Below are 20193 nucleotides of genomic sequence, written 5' to 3' on the forward strand. Positions count from 1 at the left end.
CGAGTCGTGAGCGCAGTACGCCCCAGGACGCTGAAGACCGTGACCGGAGCAGGCGGTACGTCCGAGACCTACGACCTGGCGATCGATCCGACCCGATCCACCCTGGACACCGCCGTGCGGGTGGCGAAACTGGCCGAGGCCGCGAGGATCGACGCCCTGTTCACCGCCGATCTCCTCAGCTTCGGCGCCCAGGGCCCGATCGGATCGCAGGAACCGCTGGTCTTCGTCTCGGCGTTGAGCCAGGTGACGTCACGGATCGGCCTGATCGCCACCGTCTCGACGACGTTCCAGCATCCGTTCAACCTGGCCCGGCTGTTCGGAACCCTCGATCACGTCAGCAACGGACGCGCCGCCTGGAATCTGGTGACCTCCTCGATCGGCGAGGAGAACTTCGGCCCCGGCGAACTGCCCGGTCCGGAGGAGCGCTACGCGCGCGCCGCGGAGACACTGGAGGTCGTCAACGCACTGTGGGACAGCTGGGAACCCGGTGCGCTGACCGTCGGTGCGGACGGCAAGGCGGTGCTGCACCGCGACCGCGTGCGTCCGATCGACCACGCGGGCCGGTTCTTCACCGTGGCCGGTCCGCTGAACATCCCGCCGCTGCCGCAGCGCCGCCCGGTACAGATCCAGGCCGGGCAGTCCGAGGCGGGGACGGCACTGGGCGCCCGGTACGCCGAGATCGTCTTCACCTCGCTGCCCACCCTGGACTTCGCCGTGGACTTCACCCGGAAGATCCGGAGCCAGGCCGAACGACACGGGCGGGCCGGCGGACTGCCCCTGATCTTCAGCTCGTTGCATGCCACCTACGGCTCCACCGAGGAGGAGGCACAGCGCCTCGTGCGTGAGAAACGCGAGGCGATCGACTTCGAACGCGGCCGTGCCCAGGTGGCCGACATGCTCGGTGGCGGAGTCGACCTGTCGGAGATCCCGCTCGACTCGAAGCTGCCGGAGAGTCTGCTGCCCGACCTCGCCTCGGTGAACCGCCGACGCGGCCGGGTCGACATCTTCACCGGCTACGTACGACAGGGCTACACGCTGCGCGAGCTTGTCGTCGCCGCACAGGACACCGGGCACTGGGCCGCGGCGGGAACACCCGAGCAACTCGCCGACGCCGTCGAGGAACGGTTCCGGGCGGGTGTCCTCGACGTGGTCTCGCTGAGCGGTCTCGCGGACCCGCGGCAGCACGACTTCGCCGTCAACGGTCTGCTGCACGAACTGCGCAAACGGAAGATCGTCGCCGCCGACTACACCGGCACCACCCTGCGCGAGAACCTCGGGCTCGAACTGCCGGCCCGCACCTCCGCGCCCGCCCGGGTCTGAGCCGGCCCGGCGGCCGCCGCCGGTCCCGCCTGTTCCGTCCGTTCCATCTGTTCGACCCGCTCCGCTGTGGGGTGCCGGCCGTTGTGCACCCGCACAGCGGAGCGAGCGCCCCCCCATGGAGCGGCTCCCCCTCCGCTCGCATCACCGATCTCAGCAGGGCCGACATTGTTGGGCAGGGGGGTCCCGGCGTCCGAACAATGGCGGGACTCGTTCTGTACGCACATGGTCTGACCGTGAATACGTTGACCGCGCGGGCGGGGTGGGCCGAGCGGGGGCGATGTGGCGGGGCGTCGTGAGGTGCCGGTGGATCCGAGCACGGGTCCGGTGCAGCGGTTCGCGTTCGAGTTGCGCAAGCCGTGTGCCGAGGCGGGCGGGATCACCTATCGGGTGCCGGCGCAGCGGGCCGGGTACTCGGTCACGACGCTGACGCAGGCCGCCGCGGGCGAGCAGCTGCCGACGCTTCCCGTGGTCCTGGCCTATGCCGTGGCCTGCGGTGGCGACGCGACGGAGTGGCAGGCGCGGTGGAGGCAGGCCGCGGCGGAACTCGCCGCCGCTCCCGGCGACGGCAGCGATACGCGGCATCGGCGGCGAGACCCTCGCGGTCAAACCCGGCGGCCGCATCCTGGCCACCGACCACGGCCAGCTCCTCGACCTACGGGCCGGCAGGATCACCCGCCGTGTGTTCACGTCCGGAGTCACGACGGCACTCGCCTTCAGCCCGGACGGCAGGTACCTCGCGGCCGGTGACGAATCCGGTCAGGTGACCGTGTGGGACGGCGACGCCGACAAACCCCTCGCTATCCTTCCCGCCCTTCCGGTGCACGACGGCAAACCCCGATACGTGACGGCGCTGGCGTTCTCCCCGGACGGACGCACGCTGGCCGCCGCGGGTGAGAACGGCACGCTACGGCTGTGGGACACCGAATCGGGCCGCCCCTTCGGCTCCGCCCTCCCCACCCCGGGCACAACGCTGCTTGCCCTGGCCTTCAGCCCCGAAAGCGGAACCCTCTGCACAGCAGGCGCCCACATGCCGCTGCAGACGTTCGACATCACCACCTCCCACGCAGCCGCCCGAGTCTGCGAACGCGCCGGAGCGGGACTCACCGAGGACGAATGGCACACCCACATCCACGGCGTTCCCTACCGGAAGACCTGCTGAACGACTCAGGTCACGTCGATGGGGGAGGGGATGAAGGGGGCGGCGTTGGTGGCGGCCCGGGCCGGTCCGGTGCCTCGGCGGGTTCGACGGCCTCACGGGTGTCCGGTTCATCGGCGGCCTCGATCCCGGGGGCCGTGGCGGACCCGACCGCCTCGGCAGCCTCCGTCGGCCCCGCCACCGTGGGCGGATTCCGCTTCAGCAGCGGCACCGGATTCACCGTGGCCGCCGAGCTGTTCCGCCCCTTACGTACCTCGAAGTGCAGGTGCGGACCCGTGGACCTCCCCGTACTGCCGGACAGCCCGATCTGCTGTCCGGCCGCGACACGGGCACCCTGCCGGGCCTGCCGCTTGTCCAGGTGGGCGTAGAGGGTGAAGACCCCGCCGGAGTGGGCGACGATGATGAACCGCCCGTACGACACCGTCAGATCCACCGACCTCACCACCACTCCGGCGGCCGACGCGAGGACGGGCGTGTGCCTCGGGGTGCGGTAGTCGACCCCCGTGTGCTGAGTGCGGTAGTCCCGCCCGGTGAAACCGCGCGAGATCCCATGGCTGCCTCGGAAGGGCTTGTGGAGAGTGGGCATGGCGACCTCCAGTCGCTGAGCCGGGTAATTCGTGCGCCACTCACCTTTGTGTACTTGGCCGGCGGGCGACCGCAATGCGTATGCCGCAAGCCGTGAGCGAGAAGTGCGCCTGTGCCGTGCGCGCGCTTGCCCGCGGAACCGCGGAGAAGGCACACGCATCGCAGTGGAGGACGGGTCGAAGGGTGTTCGGCCCGACGTGGTGGGGGAGTGGCCCATGCCTGGCCCCGGTCCGGATCCCGGTCCCGGTTTTGGCCCTGGCCCTGGCCCTGGCCTGTCCGAGGCCGAACAGGCGCTCTGGAACGCGTTCCCGACGGGGGAAGTCGTCGATCTCGGTGCGTCGCCCGGCGCGTCCCTCGACGGGGTCCCCGGGGGTTCGACTCCACGCCCCGACACGATCGTACGAGCCGACGTGATCGTGCGCCTGCTGCTGGGCGGACGTGAACCCGTCCCCGGCCATCTCCCGGCCCTGCGCCTGCGAAGGGCCGTCGTGGGCGGATGGCGGGCGCAACGTTCGACGCGCCGGGCGGACGGGCCCTGGACGCCTCACTCGCCGGCATCGGCGGCGATCTCGACGCCTCGTCAGACTTCTCGTCCCGCGGCCGACTCGTCCTGGAGGGCGCACGCGTGGAGGGATCGGTGCACCTCGACGGCGCCACCGTCGACTGCCCCCTGTCCGTGCGGAACCTCAGAGCCGCCTCGATCCGCACGGACACGGCGACCGAACTACAGCCGGGCGGTCTCCAACCCCCGGCCTTCCAACCCCGGTCCGGAGGAACCCCGCCTGCCGGACTCGAACTCAACCGGCGGACCCACGAAAATCTATGTTGGCGAGAGTAGACATTGGTGTGCGGCGTGGGTATGGTTCTTCTCGTAGCCCAAAGAGACAACAGGGCCTGGCAGAGATGAACTGCCGGTCAGCAGTACGTAGTTGCAGTACGCAGGACGGTGCGGCGGTGGAGTTTCGAAGCCAGAGCGGTTGCAGGACGGCGACGGGACTGGCTGCCGGACTGGGCGGCCCGCGGTGATCAGGGGCCGCCGACAGCAGGACCGCAGCTCGCGCTGTGGTGGTATCCGCAAATGAAGTACGCAGGACCCAGCAATACGCAGTATTCGTGCAGTAGGCAGTTGATTCAGAGGGACGAACGGAGGAGCGAAGCGCCATCAGGATCGCCCGGGCGGATGTCTTGAGCCCGGGTACCGCAGGACATCGATAGTGAGGTGGTCTCCGGTCAAGCAACCGCGATCCCAGCATCCCCGGCACAGTTGTCGGCCGGGTTTGCGGAAACAGTAGGCCGGCGCAGTACCAGGGCCGGCAGATGGTGTAGCAGTTTCCTTCGGGGCCTTGGTGCCGTACGGCACCAAGGCCCCTCCACGCGTTCCACGGAGATCATTGATTTCATGGAGAGGTGCAAGTGACAGCAGACGACGCGTACGGCCGTCTCGACGACGACGATTACCCCGCCTACACGATGGGCCGGGCCGCCGAAATGCTCGGCACCACCCAGGGCTTCCTCCGCGCCATCGGGGAGGCCCGCCTCATCACCCCGCTCCGCTCCGAGGGCGGCCACCGCCGTTACTCCCGCTACCAGCTGCGCGTCGCCGCCCGCGCCCGGGAACTCGTGGACCAAGGCACCCCCATCGAGGCCGCCTGCCGCATCGTCATCCTTGAGGACCAGTTGGAGGAAGCGCAGCGCATCAACGCCGAATACCGCCGAGCCGCCGAGGCGGCGACTCCTGCTGCCACGGCCTGAACCGTGGATCTCCGCCGGCCGGCCGATGGCCTCTCCAGGGGAACCTGTGACCGTCGGCGGGATGCCGGTGCGCAATCACCATGACGTCGGCCTGATACTGGGAGCGGCGTCGGTTGTTCGCATATTCGGGCCGGAGCCCCGAGCGTCAGCGAGCAGCGAGGAGTCACCGTGACCGGAGGCGGGCCTGACGGGGACGGTGGGCCGACCGCTCCCACCCCCGGGGACGGGAGTGGGAAGGGCGGAGGCAGGGCGATGACCTTGCCGGGGGCACTGGCGGCCGCGGAGAGCGCGGCTCCGGTGGAGTCGCTCGACGTGGTCGCGCGCATGCTCGGGGAGCGCCTGGGGGCCTCGGCGGTCTCGTTCCTCATCACCGACTTCACCGGTGGTTCCGTCGTACGGCTGGGTGCGTCGGGCAGTGTGGACACCGACGAACCCGCCCGGCGCATCACGCTGCGGGGCTCCCTGTACGACGACGTGATCCGTACCCAGCGTCCGGCGGTGGAGGACAAGGGAGAGGGCGCGCTGGTGCGGATCGTCGCCCCGGTGACCAACCGTGGCGACGCGATCGGACTCCTCGAACTGTTCCTGCCCGGCGAGCCCGACGCGGAGGCGATGCGCGAGATCGGCGAGACCGCCCACGCGCTGGCGTACATCGTCATCGCGAACCGGTCCTACACCGACATCTACCAGTGGAGCCGCCGCACCATCCCGCTGAGCCTGGCCGCGGAGATCCAGCACCGCCTGCTCCCGGAATCGCTGGCATGTGAGGCGGCGCAGTTCGCGGTGGCCGGAGCCCTGGAGCCGGCCGACCACGTCGGGGGCGACACCTTCGACTACGTGATCGACCGGGACGCGGTCCAGCTCTCCGTCACCGATGCCATGGGCCACGATGTCGCCGCCGCGCTGCTGGCCACCCTCCTGGTGGGCGCCCTGCGCCGGGCACGGCGGGCCGGCGCAGACCTCGTCGACCAGGCCCGGCAGGCCGACGAGGCCATGCGCGAGCACGGCCGCCAGGGCTACGTCACCGGCCAGCTCCTGCGCATCAGTCTGATCGACGGCACGACCGAGTTCATCAACGCGGGACATCCCTGGCCGCTGCGGATGCGCGACGGCCAGGTGCAGGAGGTCACTCCGAAGGTCGATATGCCGTTCGGCTTCGATACCCCGCACACCTACCGGGTCCAGTCGCTGGATCTGCGGCCGGGTGACCGGCTGGTGATGCTGACCGACGGCATGCTGGAGCGCAACGCCACGACCCTCGATCTGGCGGACCTGATCGTGCACACCCGCGCGCTGCATCCCCGGGAGGCCGCCCGCACGCTCATCGCGGCGATCGTCGACGCCAACGACGGTCACCTGCAGGACGACGCGACCGTCATGTGTCTGGACTGGCACGGCATCGGCGACTCCCGGCGGGACGCCGACACCGGTGCCGATCTCGCCGACGCCTCCGAACCCAAGACGGATTCGGGATCCGACGGCGAGCAGCCGCTGATGTAGGGCGCCCCTTCTGGTCTCCGACCGCTGGCCGGACCAGGCACCGCCGAAGGTGCGGGCGGTGTCCTCGATCTCCTCGGCAGGAGATCGAGGACACCGCTGCGTCATTGCGACGGCCCGGCCGGGGCTGGGGATGGGGGCACCGACCGTACCGAGGTGCCCGGTCGGCCTCCGGCTATCGCGTCCTGAACCGTGGCCAGGGGCTCGAAGAGTTGACCGAGCCCGGCGGCTTCGAGGATGCGCAAGTGCCAGGGCCGGAAGCAGACCAGTGCCAGATGGCCGCCTCGCTCCAGTGTTCTGCGTCGTGCCCGGCACAGGAGGCCGAGGAGGGAACAGTCGAAGAAGTCCACCGGCCGCAGGTCCACGATCACCTGAGCGCCGTGCGGAGCGGTTGCGGCGTCGGTATGGACCTGAATCTCAGGGACGGTGTTCAGGTCGATGAACCCTAGGAGCTCAATGACGGTGATGCCGTGGTCGAGGAAACTGCGTGCGTGCTGGGTAGTTGCCGGTGTCTCGCGCGGCGTCGGAGTGTGCTGGGCCGAGGCTGACTTCGCGTCCTGTATGTCCATGGCGTTCCTGATGTGAGACCCCTGTGGGACGGGGGTTCCCGGTGATCGGACAGTCACCGGGGACCGGGGTAACAGAAACAATCGTAGAAAAACAGTGGATGCAGAAACGTCCATGCGCCCGAAGGTCCACCCATACGGATGACGTGCGCAGCACGTACGGGTCTTTGAGCAGCTCTACGCCCCATCGTTGACCATGGAGAGCAGCGGGCTCGAACACACTTAGCTGGTAGCGCCTTTGGGAAGTGCGGTCCGCCCGAGGGGCAGGCGCTGTACGCTGAACGGCGACAGCTGTCGCGGCCGGTATCCGACCGTGGAGCTTCTCGGGCCCCCTGCCCCCGGGTCGTGTCGTGGCCGACCGAGAGCAGGCTGGAGCCATATCACCGACAACGGCTTGAGTCGACGTCCTCCCCGGCTTCGCGCCAGAGCGCAACCCACCTCCGCCCCCGGGCACCCTTCAACGGTCCGGGGGAGTCGCCGGTACGTGCCGAACAGGCTGGGTGAAGCGCCTGCTCATCAAGGGTGGCACCCTCGCGCAGGTGTGGAAGCGGTGGCGTGGTGGACGTGAGCGCGACCATGGCCCTCATCCTGCGTGAGCTTTCCCCAGGGAACGGTTCGGGTCTCCTGGGCGGTGATCCGCTGACGTGCGCGCGCGTGCTCGGGGTCGACGGGATCGCGGTGTCCCTGGGGACCGATGAAGCCCTGACCGAGTTGGTGTGGTCCACCCCGGGCTGCAGCGCCGCCCTGGAGGACGTGCAGTGCACCCTCGGTGAGGGGCCGGGCCTGGATTCCTACCGGCACAGCACCTCGATCGCCGTGCCTGATGTGGAGCGGGCCGATCCGTACCGCTGGCCCGTCTTCCTCCCCGAGGCCGGACACCTCGGCGTGCGGGCGCTGTTCTGCTTCCCCCTGAATCTCGGTGCCGTCTCCCTGGGAGTGCTCACCGCGCAGCGCGGTAATCCGGCCCCCTTGGACGCGGACCAGACGAACGACGCGTTCGTCCTGGCCGCTGCCATCACCTCGGCACTGATCCAGGGCAAGGGCCGGCGGGAGTCCTTCGCCCAGGCGGAGCCGCCCACCGCGCTGCACCGTGCCGCCGTCCATCAGGCCGTGGGCATCATCAGCGTCCAGGCCGACATCTCTCTCACCGAGGCCATGGCTCTTCTGCGCGCCCACGCCTACCGCGGCGGCAGGCCTCTGCTCGAAGCTGCCGAGGATGTCGTGTCCCGGCGACTGCACTTTCGGAACAATCGAGACGGGACGGCCACCCCGTCCTGGAACAAGGACTGAGGACGATGACAAGTCAACAACGTGTGCTGGACATTCTGGTGGAGGCCGTGGACACGCTCACCGACGACTTCGACCTCATCGAGTTCCTGCACCGCCTGTCCCTCCGCTGCGTCGAACTCCTGGACGTCGACGCGGTCGGCATGATGATCGCCGACCAGCACGGCGAGCTCCAGCTCATCGCCGCCTCCGACGAGAACACCCGTCTGCTGGAGCTCTTCGCGCTGCAGCATGCCCAGGGCCCCTGCGTCCGCTGCTGTCAGACCGGCCAGGCTCAGCTGAACATCGATGTCACCTCGGCCGTCGCCACCGTGGGTTTCGGTCCCTTCGCCGCCCGCGCCCGAGCCATCGGCTTCGTCATCACCCACGCCCTGCCGATGAAACTGCGCCACCAGGTCGTCGGAGCCGTCAACCTCTTCGGCTCCAGGCTGCACCGCCTCAGCGAATCCGATGCCCAGATCGGCCAGGCCCTCGCCGACGTCGCGACCATCGCCATCCTCCAACAGCGCACCATCGAACAAGGCCACATCGAAAAGGCACAACTCCAGGCCGCCCTGTCCAACCGTGTCACCATCGAACAGGCCAAAGGCATCCTGTCCGAACGCCACGGCCTCAGCCTCGACGACACCTTCAACACCATGCGTACCTACGCCCGACCCCGCCACCTGCGCCTGACCGAACTGGCCAGGCAGGTCATCGACAACAGCTTCGACGGCGAGTTCGGCATCGACGACAGCACAGCTCCCGCCGGCCCCGACACCACCAACTGAGCCTGATCGTCCCCACTCCGGCACCTCCACCGTGGTTCCAGCGTGCCGCGCAAGCGCGACCGCCGTCGCGGTGAGCGAGGGCGCGCCGGATGCCTCGCATCCGGCGGCCTCCTTCCCCTCGCGACCGGCGGTTCTTCGCACGCATCAGAGACTTGCTCAGCTGTGGTGGCGACCGTGCCGTCCGCTGTCCTCGTCGTCACCGCCACCGTGGTGGTCGCCGTCCTCGTCGTCACCGCCCCGGTGGTGGTCGTCGACGGTGTCGTCGTCGTGACGTCCGCCGCGGTCGTCGTTCCCGGAGCCGGAGCCGGAGCCGGAGTTGGTGCTGTTGTTGCGGCCGCTGTTCCCGTCGTCACCGCGGTCGTCGTCGGACTTGGCCCTCGACCGCGTGATCTCGCCGCTGACGCGGTCGACGTGGACCTCGTACCGGCTGCCGTTCTTGAGGATCCTTACGCTCCACACGGCGCGGCCGTGTTCGGTTTCGGCCTCGATCTTGGTGATGGTGCCACCGCCCACGTGGGAGAGCGCGATCTCCCCGGCGCGTCGGCTGCCCACCGACGGGTTCGCGGAAGTGCTCGCGGCCGATCCGGGCGTGGCGTCGGCCGTCGGAACCGTCGTCGGCGACCCGGACGCCGACTGGGACGGTGACGCGGTCGGCGCGTCGGAGGACGGCGCGGCCGACGCCGAGGCCGACGACGCACTGCGGGAGGGGGACGTGTCGTCGTTCCCGCCGGCGAGTGCCGTGCCGGTGATCGCGGCGACCAGTGCTCCCGAAGTGAGCAGGACGAGTGATGTGCGCTTCATGGCGAACCTCCTGTGAAATGCCTTGTGTTGAAGAGAGGTTCGCCCGAGCCCGGATAGGGCCGCGCTGCGCCAGTGCTAAGAGCGGGCTAAGGCGGTCATCGCGGCAGGGGAGGAGAGGTGAAGGGCGCGGGGGGATCGGGGGCTCCCAGTTCCAGGGTCACGCGGGCGCCCCCTGCCCGGCCGGTCGTCAGCTCCATGTGTCCGCCGCTGGACAGAGCGGCCCGCCGGGCGATGTCCAGGCCGAGGCCGGTGGATCCGCCGAGGCTGGTCCCCCGCCGGGCCAGGTCCGGAGACAGACCGGGGCCTTCGTCGGCCACGGTGAGCACGGCTCCGCCGCCGGGCCGGGGCGACAGGACGACGGAGAAGGCGGTGCCGTCGGGAGTGTGGGCGAACACGTTGCCGAGCAACGCGTCCACGGCGGCGGCGAGTTCGTCGGCCGGTACGCCGACCGGCAGCGGCCCCTCCGCCGTGACGTCCAAGGTGACGGCCCGCCCGGTGTCCTCGGCCAGCACCGTCCAGAACGCCACCCGCTCGCGGACCGCGGAAACCGCTTCGCACTCCGCGTGCGCGTCCGTCTCCCTGCGGTGCCGGGCCTGGCTGATGAGGCCGGTGACGGCCCGCTCCATGGCGTCCACGCGGGCGGTGATCCGGACGGCGTCGGTGCCGGCCAGCGATTCGGCCTCCAGCCGCAGGGAGGTCAGGGGTGCCCGGAGCCGGTGGGAGAGGTCCGCGACCTGTTCGCGTTCCTCGCGCAGCAGTTCCTGGATCCGGTCGGCGAGATGGTTGAGGGCGCCGGCGACCTCGCGCAGTTCCGGCGGTCCGTCGGGGCGGGCGCGGGCCGTGAGATCGGCCCGGGCGAGCCGGTGGGAGACGGCGGACAGATCCGCGATGGGGCTGACCAGGGCGCGGCTGAGGCGGTCGGCGACGAGCAGGCCGAGCAGCAGGAGCGCGACCCCCAGTCCGACGAGTACCAGCCAGGCCTGTGTGACCCCGCGGGTCAGTTCGGCGGCGGGCACGAAGGCGCGGATGACGGCGGTGCCGTCCGGCCGGCCGAGTACGGCCACCACGATCTCGCGTCCGTCGGCCCGTTCCACGGTCCGGCTGACTCCGGCCAGGGCCGCGAGCCGCACGGCGCTGGTCCGCGGTACCCGGGTGCCCAGGACCGACCCGTCCGCGAGGAAGACGGTGAGCGGGCCCCGGGCCCCGGCAGCCATGTGCTCGACGCTGCTCCGCAGGGTGTCCGGATCAGCGGTCCCCACCAGCGAGACGAGGCTCTGCGCGTCGGCGCCGGCCGTGGCGGTGGCCCGGTCCTGCGCCACCGTACGCAGCAACAGGGCAAGGGGCACGACGAACGCGAGGAGCGCCAGGCACATGGTGGCCGCGACCAGCAGGGTCAGACGGCGTCTCATGAAGGGTCCGCGGGCGCGCTCAGCCTGACACCGACACCTCGTACGGTATGCAGGTAGCGGGGTTCCTGCGCACTCTCGCCGAGCTTGCGGCGCAGCCAGGACAGGTGTACGTCCACGGTCTTGTCGGCGCTTCCGTACGGCACCCGCCACACCTCGGTGAGCAGTTCCCGCTTGGTGACGACCTGCCCCGCCCGGCCCGCGAGATGGTGGAGGAGGTCGAACTCGCGGGGTGTGAGGTCGAGAACGGTTCCGGCGAGGCTCGCCTCACGAGTGCCCGGGTCGATGCGCAGCTCACCGACGACGGTGGCGGCGGCGGGCTCGCGGGAGTTGGTGCCGCGCCGCAGCACCGCCCTGATCCGTGCCTCCAGTTGGGCAGCGGTGAACGGCTTCACCACATAGTCGTCGGCGCCGGCGTCGAGCCCCCGGACGATCTCCGCCTCGTCGTCCCGCGCCGTCGCGATGATCACCGGTACCGGACTGACCGCCCGCAGCATGCGCAGCAGTTCGATGCCGTCGAGATCGGGCAGGCCGAGGTCGAGGACCACGAGATCGGGACGCTCGTCCAGCGCGGTCTGCAACCCGCCCATCGCGGTATGGGCGGCGGCGACCGCGTGACCGCGCTCGCGCAGGGCACGGAGCAAGGGCGTCCGTATCGTCGGGTCGTCTTCGACTATCAGGAGGTGAACCACAGCAGGCACGCTATCCGAGCGGTCGGGCGGGTCCGCCCTGTTAACCATCCCTTAGGTTTCCCCGGTGCTGCCCTTATCGACGTCCAGGGCATAGTCGTACGCATGCCCTCCCGTACCTTTCTCGCTCTGGCCGGCTGGACGGCCGCCGCTGTGGCCGCCACGCTCACCGGACTGGCCGCCGTCGAGATCATCGGTGACGGGATCACCGGCTCCTCCGACGGCAAGGCGCTCAGCTCGGAGCAGGTCGAGCGGCAGCTCGACGCGGCGAAGGCCTCGGAGTCGTCCGACCCCGGCCGGGGACCGGGCTCCGCGACGCCGAGTAAGACCCCTGCCACCGGGACGCCCGGCCCTGCTTCCACTCCCTCTTCGGCTGCGACGTCCACGCCCGTTCCCACCGCGACCGGCACCCCGGTCAGGAGGACCTTCTCGGCTCCGGGCGGCACGGCCATCGCCGTATGCGACGGAGCGACCGTACGGCTGTGGTCGTGGGCGCCTGCCCAGGGCTACGGAGTCAAGAGCGCCGACCGTGGCCCCGACGACGAACACGTCGAGGTGAAGTTCGAGGGCCCCGCGGGCAAGGTCGAACTCCGCGTGCGCTGCGTGAACGGCCGCCCCACCGGTTCGTGGAAGCAGGACGACTGACGAGGGCCGTGCTTGAGGACGGCCGAGCCCTCCGGAAGCGGTCCACATGACCCACTCCTCCGTTCATGGGGCGAGGACCACGTCCGGGCTGCCGGTCGTCCAGGCGATGCGGAGTGTCCGACGGGAGATGCGCCAGCCGTCGGGGGTCCGGACGAGGTCGTCCTCGTAGGTGCCGCCGGTGTGGTAGTAGTCACCGCCCCGGTGGTGGTGGGCGACGATCTGGGTGGACGCGTGCGCTCCGGTGTCCGTGATCTCGACAATCTGGGCACCCAGCAGGTGCTGCGTCGCGTCGAGAGTGCTGAACATCCGCCGGGCGCCGGCCGCGACGGCGCCGCCCCCGGTCGTCACACCGCTGAACTTCGCTCCCTCCGGCAGATAGCCCTCGAAGACGTTCTCCACGTCGGCGTCCTCGGTGAAGACGGAGGCGACCCGGGCGAAGTCGCGCCGGTCCAGGCTGAAGGCGTAGGTCGTGAGGAGATGAAGGATCTCGCCGCGGTCCCGGGAGTGGTCGGGCAAGGACGTGTCGTTCATCGAACTCCGATCATGAGGAGGGGGGAGGAGGCGGGGAGGGGAGGAGACGGGGAGGGGCCGACCGTGATCCGTGACGGGCCGCCGCCCGGTCAGGGCTTCCGGAAGCCGGAAGCCGGAAGCCGGAAGCCGGAAGCCGGATTGCCCGATGCCGGATTTCTAGATTCCGGAGAGGACGGTGGGGTCGCCTTCGGTCCAGGCGTTGTCGACGGTGACGTGCTGGATGACCCACACCTCGCCCTGCCTCGCCAGGTCGACCTCGTACCGGTTCGTCATGAGGACGTGGCGCGAGTGGTCCTCTCGGGGCAGGTGCTGGCACGCCATGATGCCTTCGAGGTGGGCGGTGTCGCCGTCGAGGCTCACGCGCGGGTTGCTCAGCGAGTGTGTGGTGTCCAGGTGGCTGAGTGAGCCCAGCAGGGCCGCGGCGATGGTCTCGCTGCCCTTGACCGGCGGGTACTCCTGGCCGGCCTTCTTCGTGGCGGGACCGAAATCGGCTACTGCGTCGTCCGCGAACGCGGAGGTGAGCAGGTTCTTGTCGCGCAGGTCCAGGCCGGCCGCGTACCGGTAGAGGGTCTCCACGACGGCGAGCTTGTCCTCGGTCGCCGTGGGAGTGCCGGGAGGCGTGCCCGTCGTGGCGGTCGTGAGAGATGCGCTGTTGTCGATGTTCGACATGGTGCGTTCCTGACTCGTGGGTCGGTTGTTGCATCCAACGTAGACCACTATTTGACACCTGTCGAATAGTGGTAGCGTCGAGAGCGAACCCGCCGAAGGAGCGTCATGTCCGAAGTGGATCTCAGTGCCCGACCTGCGACTGTCACCGGAGCAGGCAGGAGGTGTCGACGCCGTCCCTGCCGGTGGTCGGGCGGCGAAGGAGATTGTCGAAGGAAGCCGTCGAAGGCCGAGGGGGCGAAGCCGGGTGATCGCCCGCGAAGTAGGCTGCCTCCATGGTGAGTGATCAGCCCTCGGCCGTGGAAGCGGATCCGCGCTTCACCCGTTCACGACGGGCGATCGCGGACGCGTTGACGGACCTGATGCAGCGGACGCAGTCGTCCCCCTCGGTCTCCGCCCTGGCGGAAGCGGCGGGCGTTCACCGCGCCACCTTCTACAACCACTTCGACTCGGTCGAAGAGGCCGCGGTGTACGTCATCGCGGACGACTTCCGCACACTTCATGACCTGAACATCAGCGATCGGCAGATGGGCGCGGACCCGACCGCCGTGGCCGTGGCGACGCTGAACGCGATGCTCGACACTCTTCGCCGGCGCAAGAGCCTCTTCCTGCTGGCTTCGACCTGGCAGTCATCGAGCGGGCTGATGGGTATCGGCGACCTTCTCGTCGACCAACTCCGCAGGCTCCGGCGCGACCTGGGTGTTGACGAGCAGGAGGCCGGAGCGCACAACTCGGTCGAGGACGTCTACACGGCCTCGGGCGTGCACGGAGTCTTCTCGGCCGCGGTCGGGGGGAACACCGACTGCGACCCGGAGGAGATCGCTGTCCGCCTGTTCAACCTCCTGCCCGACTGGATTCGCCACCCACCGGAGTCGTCGACAACCTGAGCGCAGTCGTCGCCAACTCGAGCCGGAGACTCGGCCGACCGTGACGCCGAGCCGTCTCGATGGCATCGAGCAGTCGCACTGACAGCGAGCCCCCGAACTGACATCGAGCAGTCGCGATGACATCGGCCGTGCCGGCTGCCGGTGTGCCCTTCTCGCCATGGAGGGCGGGCATGTCCGGCGTGCGGACGGTCACGGTCACCGCCCTCAGCCGACGGGCCCGTGCGCACACCCATGGCCCCGTCCTCGACAGCCTCGGCTTCGACGAGCGGGCTCACCCACCCCGTGACGCCGGCCGCCCAAGAGCGCTCAGCGCCGGCCACCCAGAGTGTCAGCCACCCCGGAGCGTCAGCCAGCCCACAGCGCCAGTCACCTCGGTGCGCCGACAGCCTGGCGCCTGAGCCCGGCGCCGACAGGAGGAACCTCCCATGAGCATCGCCCTCGTGCGAAACCCCGGCGACGGCCAGGATTTCCACTACTACAACAACGTGATCGAGCAGGTGGTGACGAACGCCGAGACGAGCGGGGCGGCCGGCGTCATGCGTCTCACCGTGGGACGCGAGGACGCGCCGCCCCTGCACACCCACAGCAGGGAGGACGAGAGCTGGGTGGTCCTGTCCGGACGCGTCCGGTTCTGGGTCGGATCGACCTCGCTCGACGAGTGCGAGGTGCGCGACGCCGAGCCGGGCGCCTATGTCTACGTGTCCCGGCTGGTCCCGCACACCTTCCAGACCATCACGCCGACCGCCGAGGTTCTCGTCATCAACAACCCCGGTGCCATCGAGGGCCTCTTCCACCTGGTCGGACCCGCCGACGCGCGGGCCGACGCCGAGCACACCGACCTCGCGTCGGCCTACGGGATCGTGAACCACGACGACCCGCCCCCCGCCTGACTCGCAGGCAGCCACCAGCTCTCGACGGAAAGAGGAACCGAATGAGCAGCCAGGACCTGAAGGACAAGGTCGTCACCTACCTCCGCGCACTGGAGAAGCCCGACTGGCCGGCCGCGCGTGCCCTGTGCGCCGAGACAGCCACCGTCTGGCACAACGACGGCAAGGGCGATGAGAGCCTTGACGAGTACTTCGAGGGGTTGAAGCGGCAGATCGGTTCCTACGAATCGATTCGCTACGACATCATCCGTCAGCTCTCGCAGCCGGGTGGGGTACTCCAACAACATGTGGTGCGCGTGAGCGCGAAGAACGGCGAGCGCGGCGGTGTGCACGCCGCGGTCTACTTCGGCTTCGACGACGCCGAACTGATCACCCGTATCGAGGCGTACGCGAACTACATCCCCGACCGCCAGGACGGCTGAGGCGACCTGCCCGCAACCTGGGCCGCTCTCCGTCACCCGACCTGGTGCAGTGCGGTGGTGAGCTGCCAGTCCACGCTGTCGTGGTCGATCGTGGCGTGGACGGGGGAGTCCGCCATCTCACCGGTGATGCCGGCGGCACCGGCGCGTGCGTGCGGCATGCTGTCGTAGGCGACGATGTCGATGACGCGGCCGTCGCCGGTCTCGGAGATGCGCCGCCACAGGAAGCCCGGCTGCCGCCGGAGATAGGCGTCGATGTCGGCGTTCGCCTTCACGAAGTCGTCGGCGGTGCAGCCCTGTGCGGGGCGGAGGATGGTCACCTCAAGTGTCTCGGACATGGTGGGTTCCGTTCTGATCACGTCGTTGAGTGGCGCAGGGGCAGGGGCAGGGGCAGAGACAAGGACAGGGGTACGGGCACGGGTAGGGCCTGGGTCAGCGGGTGCGGGTTCAGCGGACAAAGGCCTTCGCGGCCAGGCCGTTGATGGTGGTGTCGCCCTGCTGGAAGCCGATCATCGACTCGGTCATGTTGTGCGGGTAGTCGAGGGTGGGCGCCGTGAGGGTGTCGAGTTCGGTGACCTGTTCCTCGGTGAGTGTGACGTCGAGCGAGGCGAGGTTGGCGGCCAGCTGTTCCTGGGTGCGGGCACCGATGAGCGTGGATGTCACCTCGGTGCGTTGGCGGACCCAGGCGAGCGCCACCGCGGCCACGGTCGTACCGAGGCCGTCGGCGATCTCCTGCAGGGCGTCGAGCAGGACGAACGTCGACTCGGTCAGGTAGGAGGCGGCGTACGCGGTGCGTCCGGAGCCGGCCACCTCCGTGGTGGTGCGTGAGTACTTGCCGGACAGGGCGCCGCTGGCCAGCGGGCTCCAGGGGGTGATGCCGAGCCCGAAGCGGCGGGCGGCCCCGAAGGTCTCGCCCTCGACGGTGCGGGCCAGCAGTGAGTACTCGACCTGGAGTGCGGCGACGGGTTCCCAGTCACGCAGTCGGGCGGTGGTGGCTGCCTCGGCGACCCACCAGGCGGGCACGTTGGACAGCCCGACGGCGTGGATCTTCCCGGCCCGGACCAGGTCGGTGAGGGTGGGCAGGGTTTCCTCGGCGGGGGTGTGCCGGTCCCACTGGTGCATCCAGTACAGGTCGACGTGGTCGGTGTTCAACCGGCGCAGGGAGGCGTCGAGTTGGGCGCGGATCGCCTTCCGGCCGGCACCGCCGGAGTTGGGGTCGTCGGCCGCCGTGCTCCCGCCGAACTTCGTGGCCAGGACGACGCGCTCGCGGCGGCCGGGGCGCTGGGCGAAGTAACGGCCCAGGGTCTCCTCGGAGGCGCCCTTGTTGTACATGTTGGCGGTGTCCACGAAGTTGCCGCCGGCGTCAAGGTAGTGATCCAGCAGCCCGAACGAGGCTTCGGGGCCGGAGCCCCAGCTGCCGTCGTCGAAGTTCATCGCGCCGAAGGCGAGCGGACTCACCCGCAGACCGGAGCGGCCGAGGGTGCGGTACGAGGTGAGAGACATGGTGTTCCTTCTCGGTTCTCGAAGACGAGGTGCGGAGATGTGGAGGGTGGTGAATGTGGTGATGCCGCTGGAGACGCGGGCGGCGATGGCGGTGGAGATGCGGGTGGAGGCGGAGGTGGTGTCGCGGTGGGGTGTGGACACCACACTGGTGGACCGGGCGGCAGAGAGGGAGGCTGTGTGAGGGTGGGTGCGCCACACCCAGGTCCGCCGCAGAGTGCCTCCTGGGCGGCGTTCGGCCGTCATGGTTGCCGCGCGCCCATGGCCGCCAGGTAGGTGAGGGCCTCGGCACTGCGGCTGTCTGCCGCAGGGGTACCTACCAGCAGGTGCTGTCCCGGAGCGTCCGGCACGCCGAGGACGCGGTACGCGAGCGTGATGCGGCCGGCCACGGGGTGGACGACGGTCTCGTACGCGCGGTCCAGCGCGCCTGCCGCCCTGTCCCGCCGCACCCTCGTGAAGGTGGCCGAGCCGGCGGAAAGGTCGGCGACGAGGTCCGCGATCCCGGTGTCGCCCGGCAGCCGGTCGGTGTTGAGGCGTAGGGCGTGCAGGGAGGCGGTCACGGCCAGCGGCCACTCGGAGTAGTAGCCCATGGCTTCCGGATGGGTGAACAGGGTCCGTATCAGGTTGAGTTGACCCCCGATGTTGTCCGCGCCGCCGACGGTGCCGAATGGCGACAGCAGTGCCTGTGCCTGGGGGTTGGCCGCCATGACGTCGAAGGACGGGCTCAGTGCGTACGCCGCTGCCCGGTGGGATGTGTCCAGTAACCGCAGGAGTTCCGGGTGCACATGCTCACGGGTGGAGTCGGGACGCAGACTCGGGTTGAGTCCGGCGAGTCGGAACAGTCGGCTTCGTGTCTCCGGGTCCAACTGGAGGGCCCGGGCCAGTGCTTCGACGATCCGGGGCGAAGGGTTTCGCTTTCGGCCCTGCTCCAGCCGGCTGTAGTAGTCGGCGCTGACCTGCGCGAGAACCGACACCTCCTGCCGACGCAGTCCTTCCACCCGACGGCGACGACCCCCGGCGCCCAGGCCGACGTCCGCGGGAGTCAGCAGGGGCCGACGGCTCCGGAGGAACTGCCCCAGCGCGTTGTCCCGTGACCCCTCGACGTGCCCAGTGGTTCGCGCGGAGCCCGTGGGCGGCGGTGCGGTCGGCACGCACATGCGCATCCGCCCTCCTTCTCGGCGCGCCGCACCGGGTGGGTGAGCCGCACACGAGCGGGCCCCGTCAGTGGTGAGTGGACTTCAGGCGGCCTGCTGTGTCTTGAGGTGGTGGCGCGTGTCGCCGGTGAAGTCGATGGTGACCTCCCGTCGCGCGAAGAACCACGTACCGTCACGCCGCTCGAACCGGTCGCGGTACCGTCCGCCCGCCACCATCTGAAGCGGCAGGAGGCCGGGGACCGCCTGGAGGATGTTGTAGTACGACCGCGATTCGGCGCTGTTGTCGTCCTCGTTCACCTCGATGAGTATGTTCGTCGTGATGTGCCGGGTCCGCAGGGTTCCGTCGTCGTGCACCACGAGCATCGAACCGATCAGGTCCTCGATGGCCTTTCCGCCACGGATGCTCACCTCACCGGACACGAAGTCCGCGTTCTCGAGGAGTGCGCCGAACTCCGCGAAGTTTCCCTCGTCCACGAGGTGCGAGTACCGGGCGATGAGGTTCTCGATCTGTCGGGCGCTTGAGATCGGGAGAGCGGGAGAGCGGGAGAAGGCATGGCAGTGGCCTTTCAGCGGGGATTGCGCTCGCCCCGTCGGGCGAACACCGTCAGTCTGGCCGCGCGACGCCTCCCGAAGAAGGACGTGACTACCTGGGTGCCACACTCCTAGGTTCCGCCGGGCAGCCGGGCAGCCGGGCAGCCGGGCAGCCGGGCAGCCGGGCAGCCGGGAGTCATCGCGGCATCCTCGGGCAGCTGCTCGGAGCGACGAATCGGTTTCCGCCGTACCGTGAGCAGGCGGGGAGTTTCGACGTCGACTCGGCTCGGCGCAGAGCGGTGTGCGGGAGGCCGCGGCTCGGAAAGCGCGGGGTCTCCATGTTGCGGCCCACCGTGTTGATGCCGACGCCGCCCGAGCGGAGCCGGCCGGCCGGCCCTTCAGCGTGCAACCTCATTCAGGACGCCGCCCTCGGCTCGTAATTCGTGCCGGACGTCCGCCGGGTGCAGAGGGCGTGGGCCCGAACTCCACCCGTATTTCCACCCGTGGGTCCAGGCGCGAAACGCCCCGGGACAGCACGCTTATGGGCATGACCACCACCGACTGGATCACCGACATCGCCCTCGTACTCGTTGTCTTCAGGCAGCTGAGGGAAGGCCGACTGGGCCTCAAGTCCTACCTGATCCCTCTGGGGATCGTGGCCTTCGTGGCCTCCCGGTACCTGCACACGATCCCCTCCGCGGGCAACGACCTGGTGCTGATCGGAGCGCTGGTGGGTGCCGGCGCAGCGCTCGGCGTCGCAGGCGGCGTCTACACCCGGATCCGCAGTGCCGGCGGACACCTCTTCATCAAGGCGGGCGCCGTCTCAGCGGTCCTGTGGGTGCTCGGCATGGGCGCGCGTATGGGATTCCAGATATGGGTCGACCACGGCGGCGCCGACGACGTGGGCCGGTTCAGCGTGACCCACGACATCACCACCACCCAGGCGTGGGTCGCCGCGTTCGTGCTGATGGCGCTCACCGAGGTGGTCACGCGGCTGGCCACGATCTTCATACGGAGCCGGCTGGCGGCCCGCGAACCGCTGCTTCCCTCGGGCACGCGTCCCACCGCGGCGGTCCTCGACCACACCGTCTGACCGTGGGTTATGGTCGCGGCGTGTCCGCATCCGCGAGTGCCCCCCACCCAG

The 20193-nt window shown here is 69.7% G+C and carries 24 protein-coding genes and 1 pseudogene; 14 read left to right on the forward strand and 11 right to left on the reverse strand.

Annotation, left to right across the window (positions count from 1 at the left end; all coding sequences use genetic code 11):
* Positions 1-6 precede the first annotated feature (6 nt).
* From OHS59_RS42445 to OHS59_RS42455, 3 genes and pseudogenes are all read left to right on the forward strand, one after another.
* Positions 7-1320, forward strand: coding sequence for an NtaA/DmoA family FMN-dependent monooxygenase (locus OHS59_RS42445; RefSeq protein ID WP_328498671.1), 1314 nt, complete (start codon positions 7-9; stop codon positions 1318-1320).
* Between the two features lie 279 nt (positions 1321-1599).
* Positions 1600-1878 (forward strand): annotated as a pseudogene (locus tag OHS59_RS44655) (helix-turn-helix domain-containing protein); the annotation flags it as partial.
* Positions 1799-2479 (forward strand): WD40 repeat domain-containing protein, encoded by a 681-nt coding sequence (locus tag OHS59_RS42455; RefSeq protein ID WP_443061594.1) that lies wholly within the window; start codon positions 1799-1801, stop codon positions 2477-2479. The pseudogene OHS59_RS44655 and the gene OHS59_RS42455, both read left to right, overlap by 80 nt.
* A 10-nt stretch (positions 2480-2489) precedes the next feature.
* On the opposite strand, the gene OHS59_RS42460 is transcribed toward OHS59_RS42455, so the two are convergent.
* Positions 2490-3062 (reverse strand): M23 family metallopeptidase, encoded by a 573-nt coding sequence (locus OHS59_RS42460; RefSeq protein WP_328498673.1) that lies wholly within the window; start codon positions 3060-3062, stop codon positions 2490-2492.
* Between the two features lie 1412 nt (positions 3063-4474).
* Between OHS59_RS42460 and OHS59_RS42465 the strand changes: the two genes are divergently transcribed.
* Both OHS59_RS42465 and OHS59_RS42470 read left to right on the forward strand, forming a co-directional pair.
* On the forward strand, positions 4475-4813 hold the full coding sequence (locus OHS59_RS42465; RefSeq protein WP_328498674.1) for a MerR family transcriptional regulator: 339 nt from the start codon (positions 4475-4477) through the stop codon (positions 4811-4813).
* A gap of 252 nt (positions 4814-5065) precedes the next feature.
* Positions 5066-6313: a PP2C family protein-serine/threonine phosphatase gene (locus OHS59_RS42470; protein ID WP_328498675.1), complete on the forward strand. Its 1248-nt coding sequence runs from the start codon at positions 5066-5068 to the stop codon at positions 6311-6313.
* A 101-nt stretch (positions 6314-6414) separates the two neighbouring features.
* Here the strand turns inward: OHS59_RS42470 and OHS59_RS42475 are convergent, their stop codons facing one another.
* Positions 6415-6879, reverse strand: a complete 465-nt coding sequence (locus OHS59_RS42475) for an STAS domain-containing protein (RefSeq protein ID WP_328498676.1) — start codon at positions 6877-6879, stop codon at positions 6415-6417.
* A 552-nt stretch (positions 6880-7431) separates the two neighbouring features.
* Here OHS59_RS42475 and OHS59_RS42480 point away from each other — a divergent pair.
* Both OHS59_RS42480 and OHS59_RS42485 read left to right on the forward strand, forming a co-directional pair.
* Positions 7432-8166 (forward strand): GAF and ANTAR domain-containing protein, encoded by a 735-nt coding sequence (locus OHS59_RS42480; protein ID WP_328498677.1) that lies wholly within the window; start codon positions 7432-7434, stop codon positions 8164-8166.
* Between the two features lie 5 nt (positions 8167-8171).
* Complete coding sequence (locus OHS59_RS42485) at positions 8172-8933, forward strand: GAF and ANTAR domain-containing protein (RefSeq protein ID WP_328498678.1); 762 nt, start codon at positions 8172-8174, stop codon at positions 8931-8933.
* A gap of 156 nt (positions 8934-9089) precedes the next feature.
* Here OHS59_RS42485 and OHS59_RS42490 read toward each other — a convergent pair whose 3' ends face one another.
* On the reverse strand, positions 9090-9446 hold the full coding sequence (locus tag OHS59_RS42490) for a PepSY domain-containing protein (RefSeq protein ID WP_328498679.1): 357 nt from the start codon (positions 9444-9446) through the stop codon (positions 9090-9092).
* On the opposite strand from OHS59_RS42490, the gene OHS59_RS42495 reads away from it, so the two are divergent.
* Positions 9430-9750, forward strand: coding sequence for a hypothetical protein (locus tag OHS59_RS42495; protein ID WP_328498680.1), 321 nt, complete (start codon positions 9430-9432; stop codon positions 9748-9750). The genes OHS59_RS42490 and OHS59_RS42495 overlap by 17 nt on opposite strands.
* A gap of 79 nt (positions 9751-9829) precedes the next feature.
* Here OHS59_RS42495 and OHS59_RS42500 read toward each other — a convergent pair whose 3' ends face one another.
* Together OHS59_RS42500 and OHS59_RS42505 are read right to left on the reverse strand one after the other, a co-directional pair.
* A complete protein-coding gene (locus OHS59_RS42500; protein WP_328498681.1) occupies positions 9830-11143 on the reverse strand; it encodes a sensor histidine kinase in 1314 nt (437 codons plus the stop codon).
* On the reverse strand, positions 11140-11832 hold the full coding sequence (locus tag OHS59_RS42505; protein ID WP_328498682.1) for a response regulator transcription factor: 693 nt from the start codon (positions 11830-11832) through the stop codon (positions 11140-11142). The genes OHS59_RS42500 and OHS59_RS42505 overlap by 4 nt, the downstream gene beginning before the upstream one ends.
* Positions 11833-11934: 102 nt before the next feature.
* Between OHS59_RS42505 and OHS59_RS42510 the strand changes: the two genes are divergently transcribed.
* Entirely contained in the window at positions 11935-12474 is a 540-nt protein-coding gene (locus OHS59_RS42510; protein ID WP_328498683.1) for a hypothetical protein, read from the forward strand.
* Between the two features lie 63 nt (positions 12475-12537).
* On the opposite strand, the gene OHS59_RS42515 is transcribed toward OHS59_RS42510, so the two are convergent.
* Together OHS59_RS42515 and OHS59_RS42520 are read right to left on the reverse strand one after the other, a co-directional pair.
* Complete coding sequence (locus OHS59_RS42515; protein WP_328498684.1) at positions 12538-13005, reverse strand: nuclear transport factor 2 family protein; 468 nt, start codon at positions 13003-13005, stop codon at positions 12538-12540.
* Between the two features lie 156 nt (positions 13006-13161).
* Complete coding sequence (locus OHS59_RS42520) at positions 13162-13674, reverse strand: nuclear transport factor 2 family protein (RefSeq protein WP_328498685.1); 513 nt, start codon at positions 13672-13674, stop codon at positions 13162-13164.
* Between the two features lie 272 nt (positions 13675-13946).
* Here OHS59_RS42520 and OHS59_RS42525 point away from each other — a divergent pair, with 272 nt between their 5' ends.
* From OHS59_RS42525 to OHS59_RS42535, 3 genes are all read left to right on the forward strand, one after another.
* Positions 13947-14558 (forward strand): TetR/AcrR family transcriptional regulator, encoded by a 612-nt coding sequence (locus OHS59_RS42525; RefSeq protein ID WP_328498686.1) that lies wholly within the window; start codon positions 13947-13949, stop codon positions 14556-14558.
* Positions 14559-14983: 425 nt separating this feature from the next.
* Entirely contained in the window at positions 14984-15448 is a 465-nt protein-coding gene (locus tag OHS59_RS42530) for a cupin domain-containing protein (protein ID WP_328498687.1), read from the forward strand.
* A gap of 41 nt (positions 15449-15489) precedes the next feature.
* Complete coding sequence (locus OHS59_RS42535) at positions 15490-15867, forward strand: nuclear transport factor 2 family protein (protein WP_328498688.1); 378 nt, start codon at positions 15490-15492, stop codon at positions 15865-15867.
* A gap of 32 nt (positions 15868-15899) precedes the next feature.
* Here the strand turns inward: OHS59_RS42535 and OHS59_RS42540 are convergent, their stop codons facing one another.
* Both OHS59_RS42540 and OHS59_RS42545 read right to left on the reverse strand, forming a co-directional pair.
* Positions 15900-16202, reverse strand: coding sequence for a hypothetical protein (locus tag OHS59_RS42540; protein ID WP_328498689.1), 303 nt, complete (start codon positions 16200-16202; stop codon positions 15900-15902).
* Between the two features lie 109 nt (positions 16203-16311).
* Positions 16312-17367, reverse strand: a complete 1056-nt coding sequence (locus OHS59_RS42545) for an aldo/keto reductase (protein WP_328498690.1) — start codon at positions 17365-17367, stop codon at positions 16312-16314.
* On the opposite strand from OHS59_RS42545, the gene OHS59_RS42550 reads away from it, so the two are divergent.
* On the forward strand, positions 17366-17548 hold the full coding sequence (locus OHS59_RS42550; protein WP_328498691.1) for a hypothetical protein: 183 nt from the start codon (positions 17366-17368) through the stop codon (positions 17546-17548). The two genes, OHS59_RS42545 and OHS59_RS42550, sit on opposite strands and share 2 nt — an antisense overlap.
* Positions 17549-17606: 58 nt before the next feature.
* On the opposite strand, the gene OHS59_RS42555 is transcribed toward OHS59_RS42550, so the two are convergent.
* Both OHS59_RS42555 and OHS59_RS42560 read right to left on the reverse strand, forming a co-directional pair.
* Positions 17607-18521, reverse strand: a complete 915-nt coding sequence (locus tag OHS59_RS42555; protein ID WP_328498692.1) for a helix-turn-helix transcriptional regulator — start codon at positions 18519-18521, stop codon at positions 17607-17609.
* 81 nt (positions 18522-18602) lie between these two features.
* Positions 18603-19088, reverse strand: coding sequence for a nuclear transport factor 2 family protein (locus OHS59_RS42560; RefSeq protein WP_328499572.1), 486 nt, complete (start codon positions 19086-19088; stop codon positions 18603-18605).
* A gap of 508 nt (positions 19089-19596) precedes the next feature.
* On the opposite strand from OHS59_RS42560, the gene OHS59_RS42565 reads away from it, so the two are divergent.
* The gene (locus OHS59_RS42565; protein ID WP_328498693.1) at positions 19597-20142 is read left to right on the forward strand and encodes a hypothetical protein; all 546 of its coding nucleotides are present in this window, start codon (positions 19597-19599) and stop codon (positions 20140-20142) included.
* Positions 20143-20193: the final 51 nt, after the last annotated feature.

It is taken from the genome of Streptomyces sp. NBC_00414, assembly GCF_036038375.1.
In the GTDB taxonomy this organism is placed as follows: Bacteria; Actinomycetota; Actinomycetes; order Streptomycetales; family Streptomycetaceae; genus Streptomyces.

Coding starts and splice junctions, on each gene's coding strand:
- OHS59_RS42455 (WP_443061594.1), top strand. CDS start 1,799: ATGCCGTGGCCTGCGGTGGCGACGCGACGGAGTGGCAGGCGCGGTGGA.
- OHS59_RS42460 (WP_328498673.1), bottom strand. CDS start 3,062: ATGCCCACTCTCCACAAGCCCTTCCGAGGCAGCCATGGGATCTCGCGC.
- OHS59_RS42470 (WP_328498675.1), top strand. CDS start 5,066: ATGACCTTGCCGGGGGCACTGGCGGCCGCGGAGAGCGCGGCTCCGGTG.
- OHS59_RS42475 (WP_328498676.1), bottom strand. CDS start 6,879: ATGGACATACAGGACGCGAAGTCAGCCTCGGCCCAGCACACTCCGACG.
- OHS59_RS42485 (WP_328498678.1), top strand. CDS start 8,172: ATGACAAGTCAACAACGTGTGCTGGACATTCTGGTGGAGGCCGTGGAC.
- OHS59_RS42495 (WP_328498680.1), top strand. CDS start 9,430: ATGGTGCCACCGCCCACGTGGGAGAGCGCGATCTCCCCGGCGCGTCGG.
- OHS59_RS42500 (WP_328498681.1), bottom strand. CDS start 11,143: ATGAGACGCCGTCTGACCCTGCTGGTCGCGGCCACCATGTGCCTGGCG.
- OHS59_RS42510 (WP_328498683.1), top strand. CDS start 11,935: ATGCCCTCCCGTACCTTTCTCGCTCTGGCCGGCTGGACGGCCGCCGCT.
- OHS59_RS42515 (WP_328498684.1), bottom strand. CDS start 13,005: ATGAACGACACGTCCTTGCCCGACCACTCCCGGGACCGCGGCGAGATC.
- OHS59_RS42520 (WP_328498685.1), bottom strand. CDS start 13,674: ATGTCGAACATCGACAACAGCGCATCTCTCACGACCGCCACGACGGGC.
- OHS59_RS42525 (WP_328498686.1), top strand. CDS start 13,947: ATGGTGAGTGATCAGCCCTCGGCCGTGGAAGCGGATCCGCGCTTCACC.
- OHS59_RS42530 (WP_328498687.1), top strand. CDS start 14,984: ATGAGCATCGCCCTCGTGCGAAACCCCGGCGACGGCCAGGATTTCCAC.
- OHS59_RS42535 (WP_328498688.1), top strand. CDS start 15,490: ATGAGCAGCCAGGACCTGAAGGACAAGGTCGTCACCTACCTCCGCGCA.
- OHS59_RS42540 (WP_328498689.1), bottom strand. CDS start 16,202: ATGTCCGAGACACTTGAGGTGACCATCCTCCGCCCCGCACAGGGCTGC.
- OHS59_RS42550 (WP_328498691.1), top strand. CDS start 17,366: ATGGTGTTCCTTCTCGGTTCTCGAAGACGAGGTGCGGAGATGTGGAGG.
- OHS59_RS42545 (WP_328498690.1), bottom strand. CDS start 17,367: ATGTCTCTCACCTCGTACCGCACCCTCGGCCGCTCCGGTCTGCGGGTG.
- OHS59_RS42555 (WP_328498692.1), bottom strand. CDS start 18,521: ATGTGCGTGCCGACCGCACCGCCGCCCACGGGCTCCGCGCGAACCACT.
- OHS59_RS42565 (WP_328498693.1), top strand. CDS start 19,597: ATGACCACCACCGACTGGATCACCGACATCGCCCTCGTACTCGTTGTC.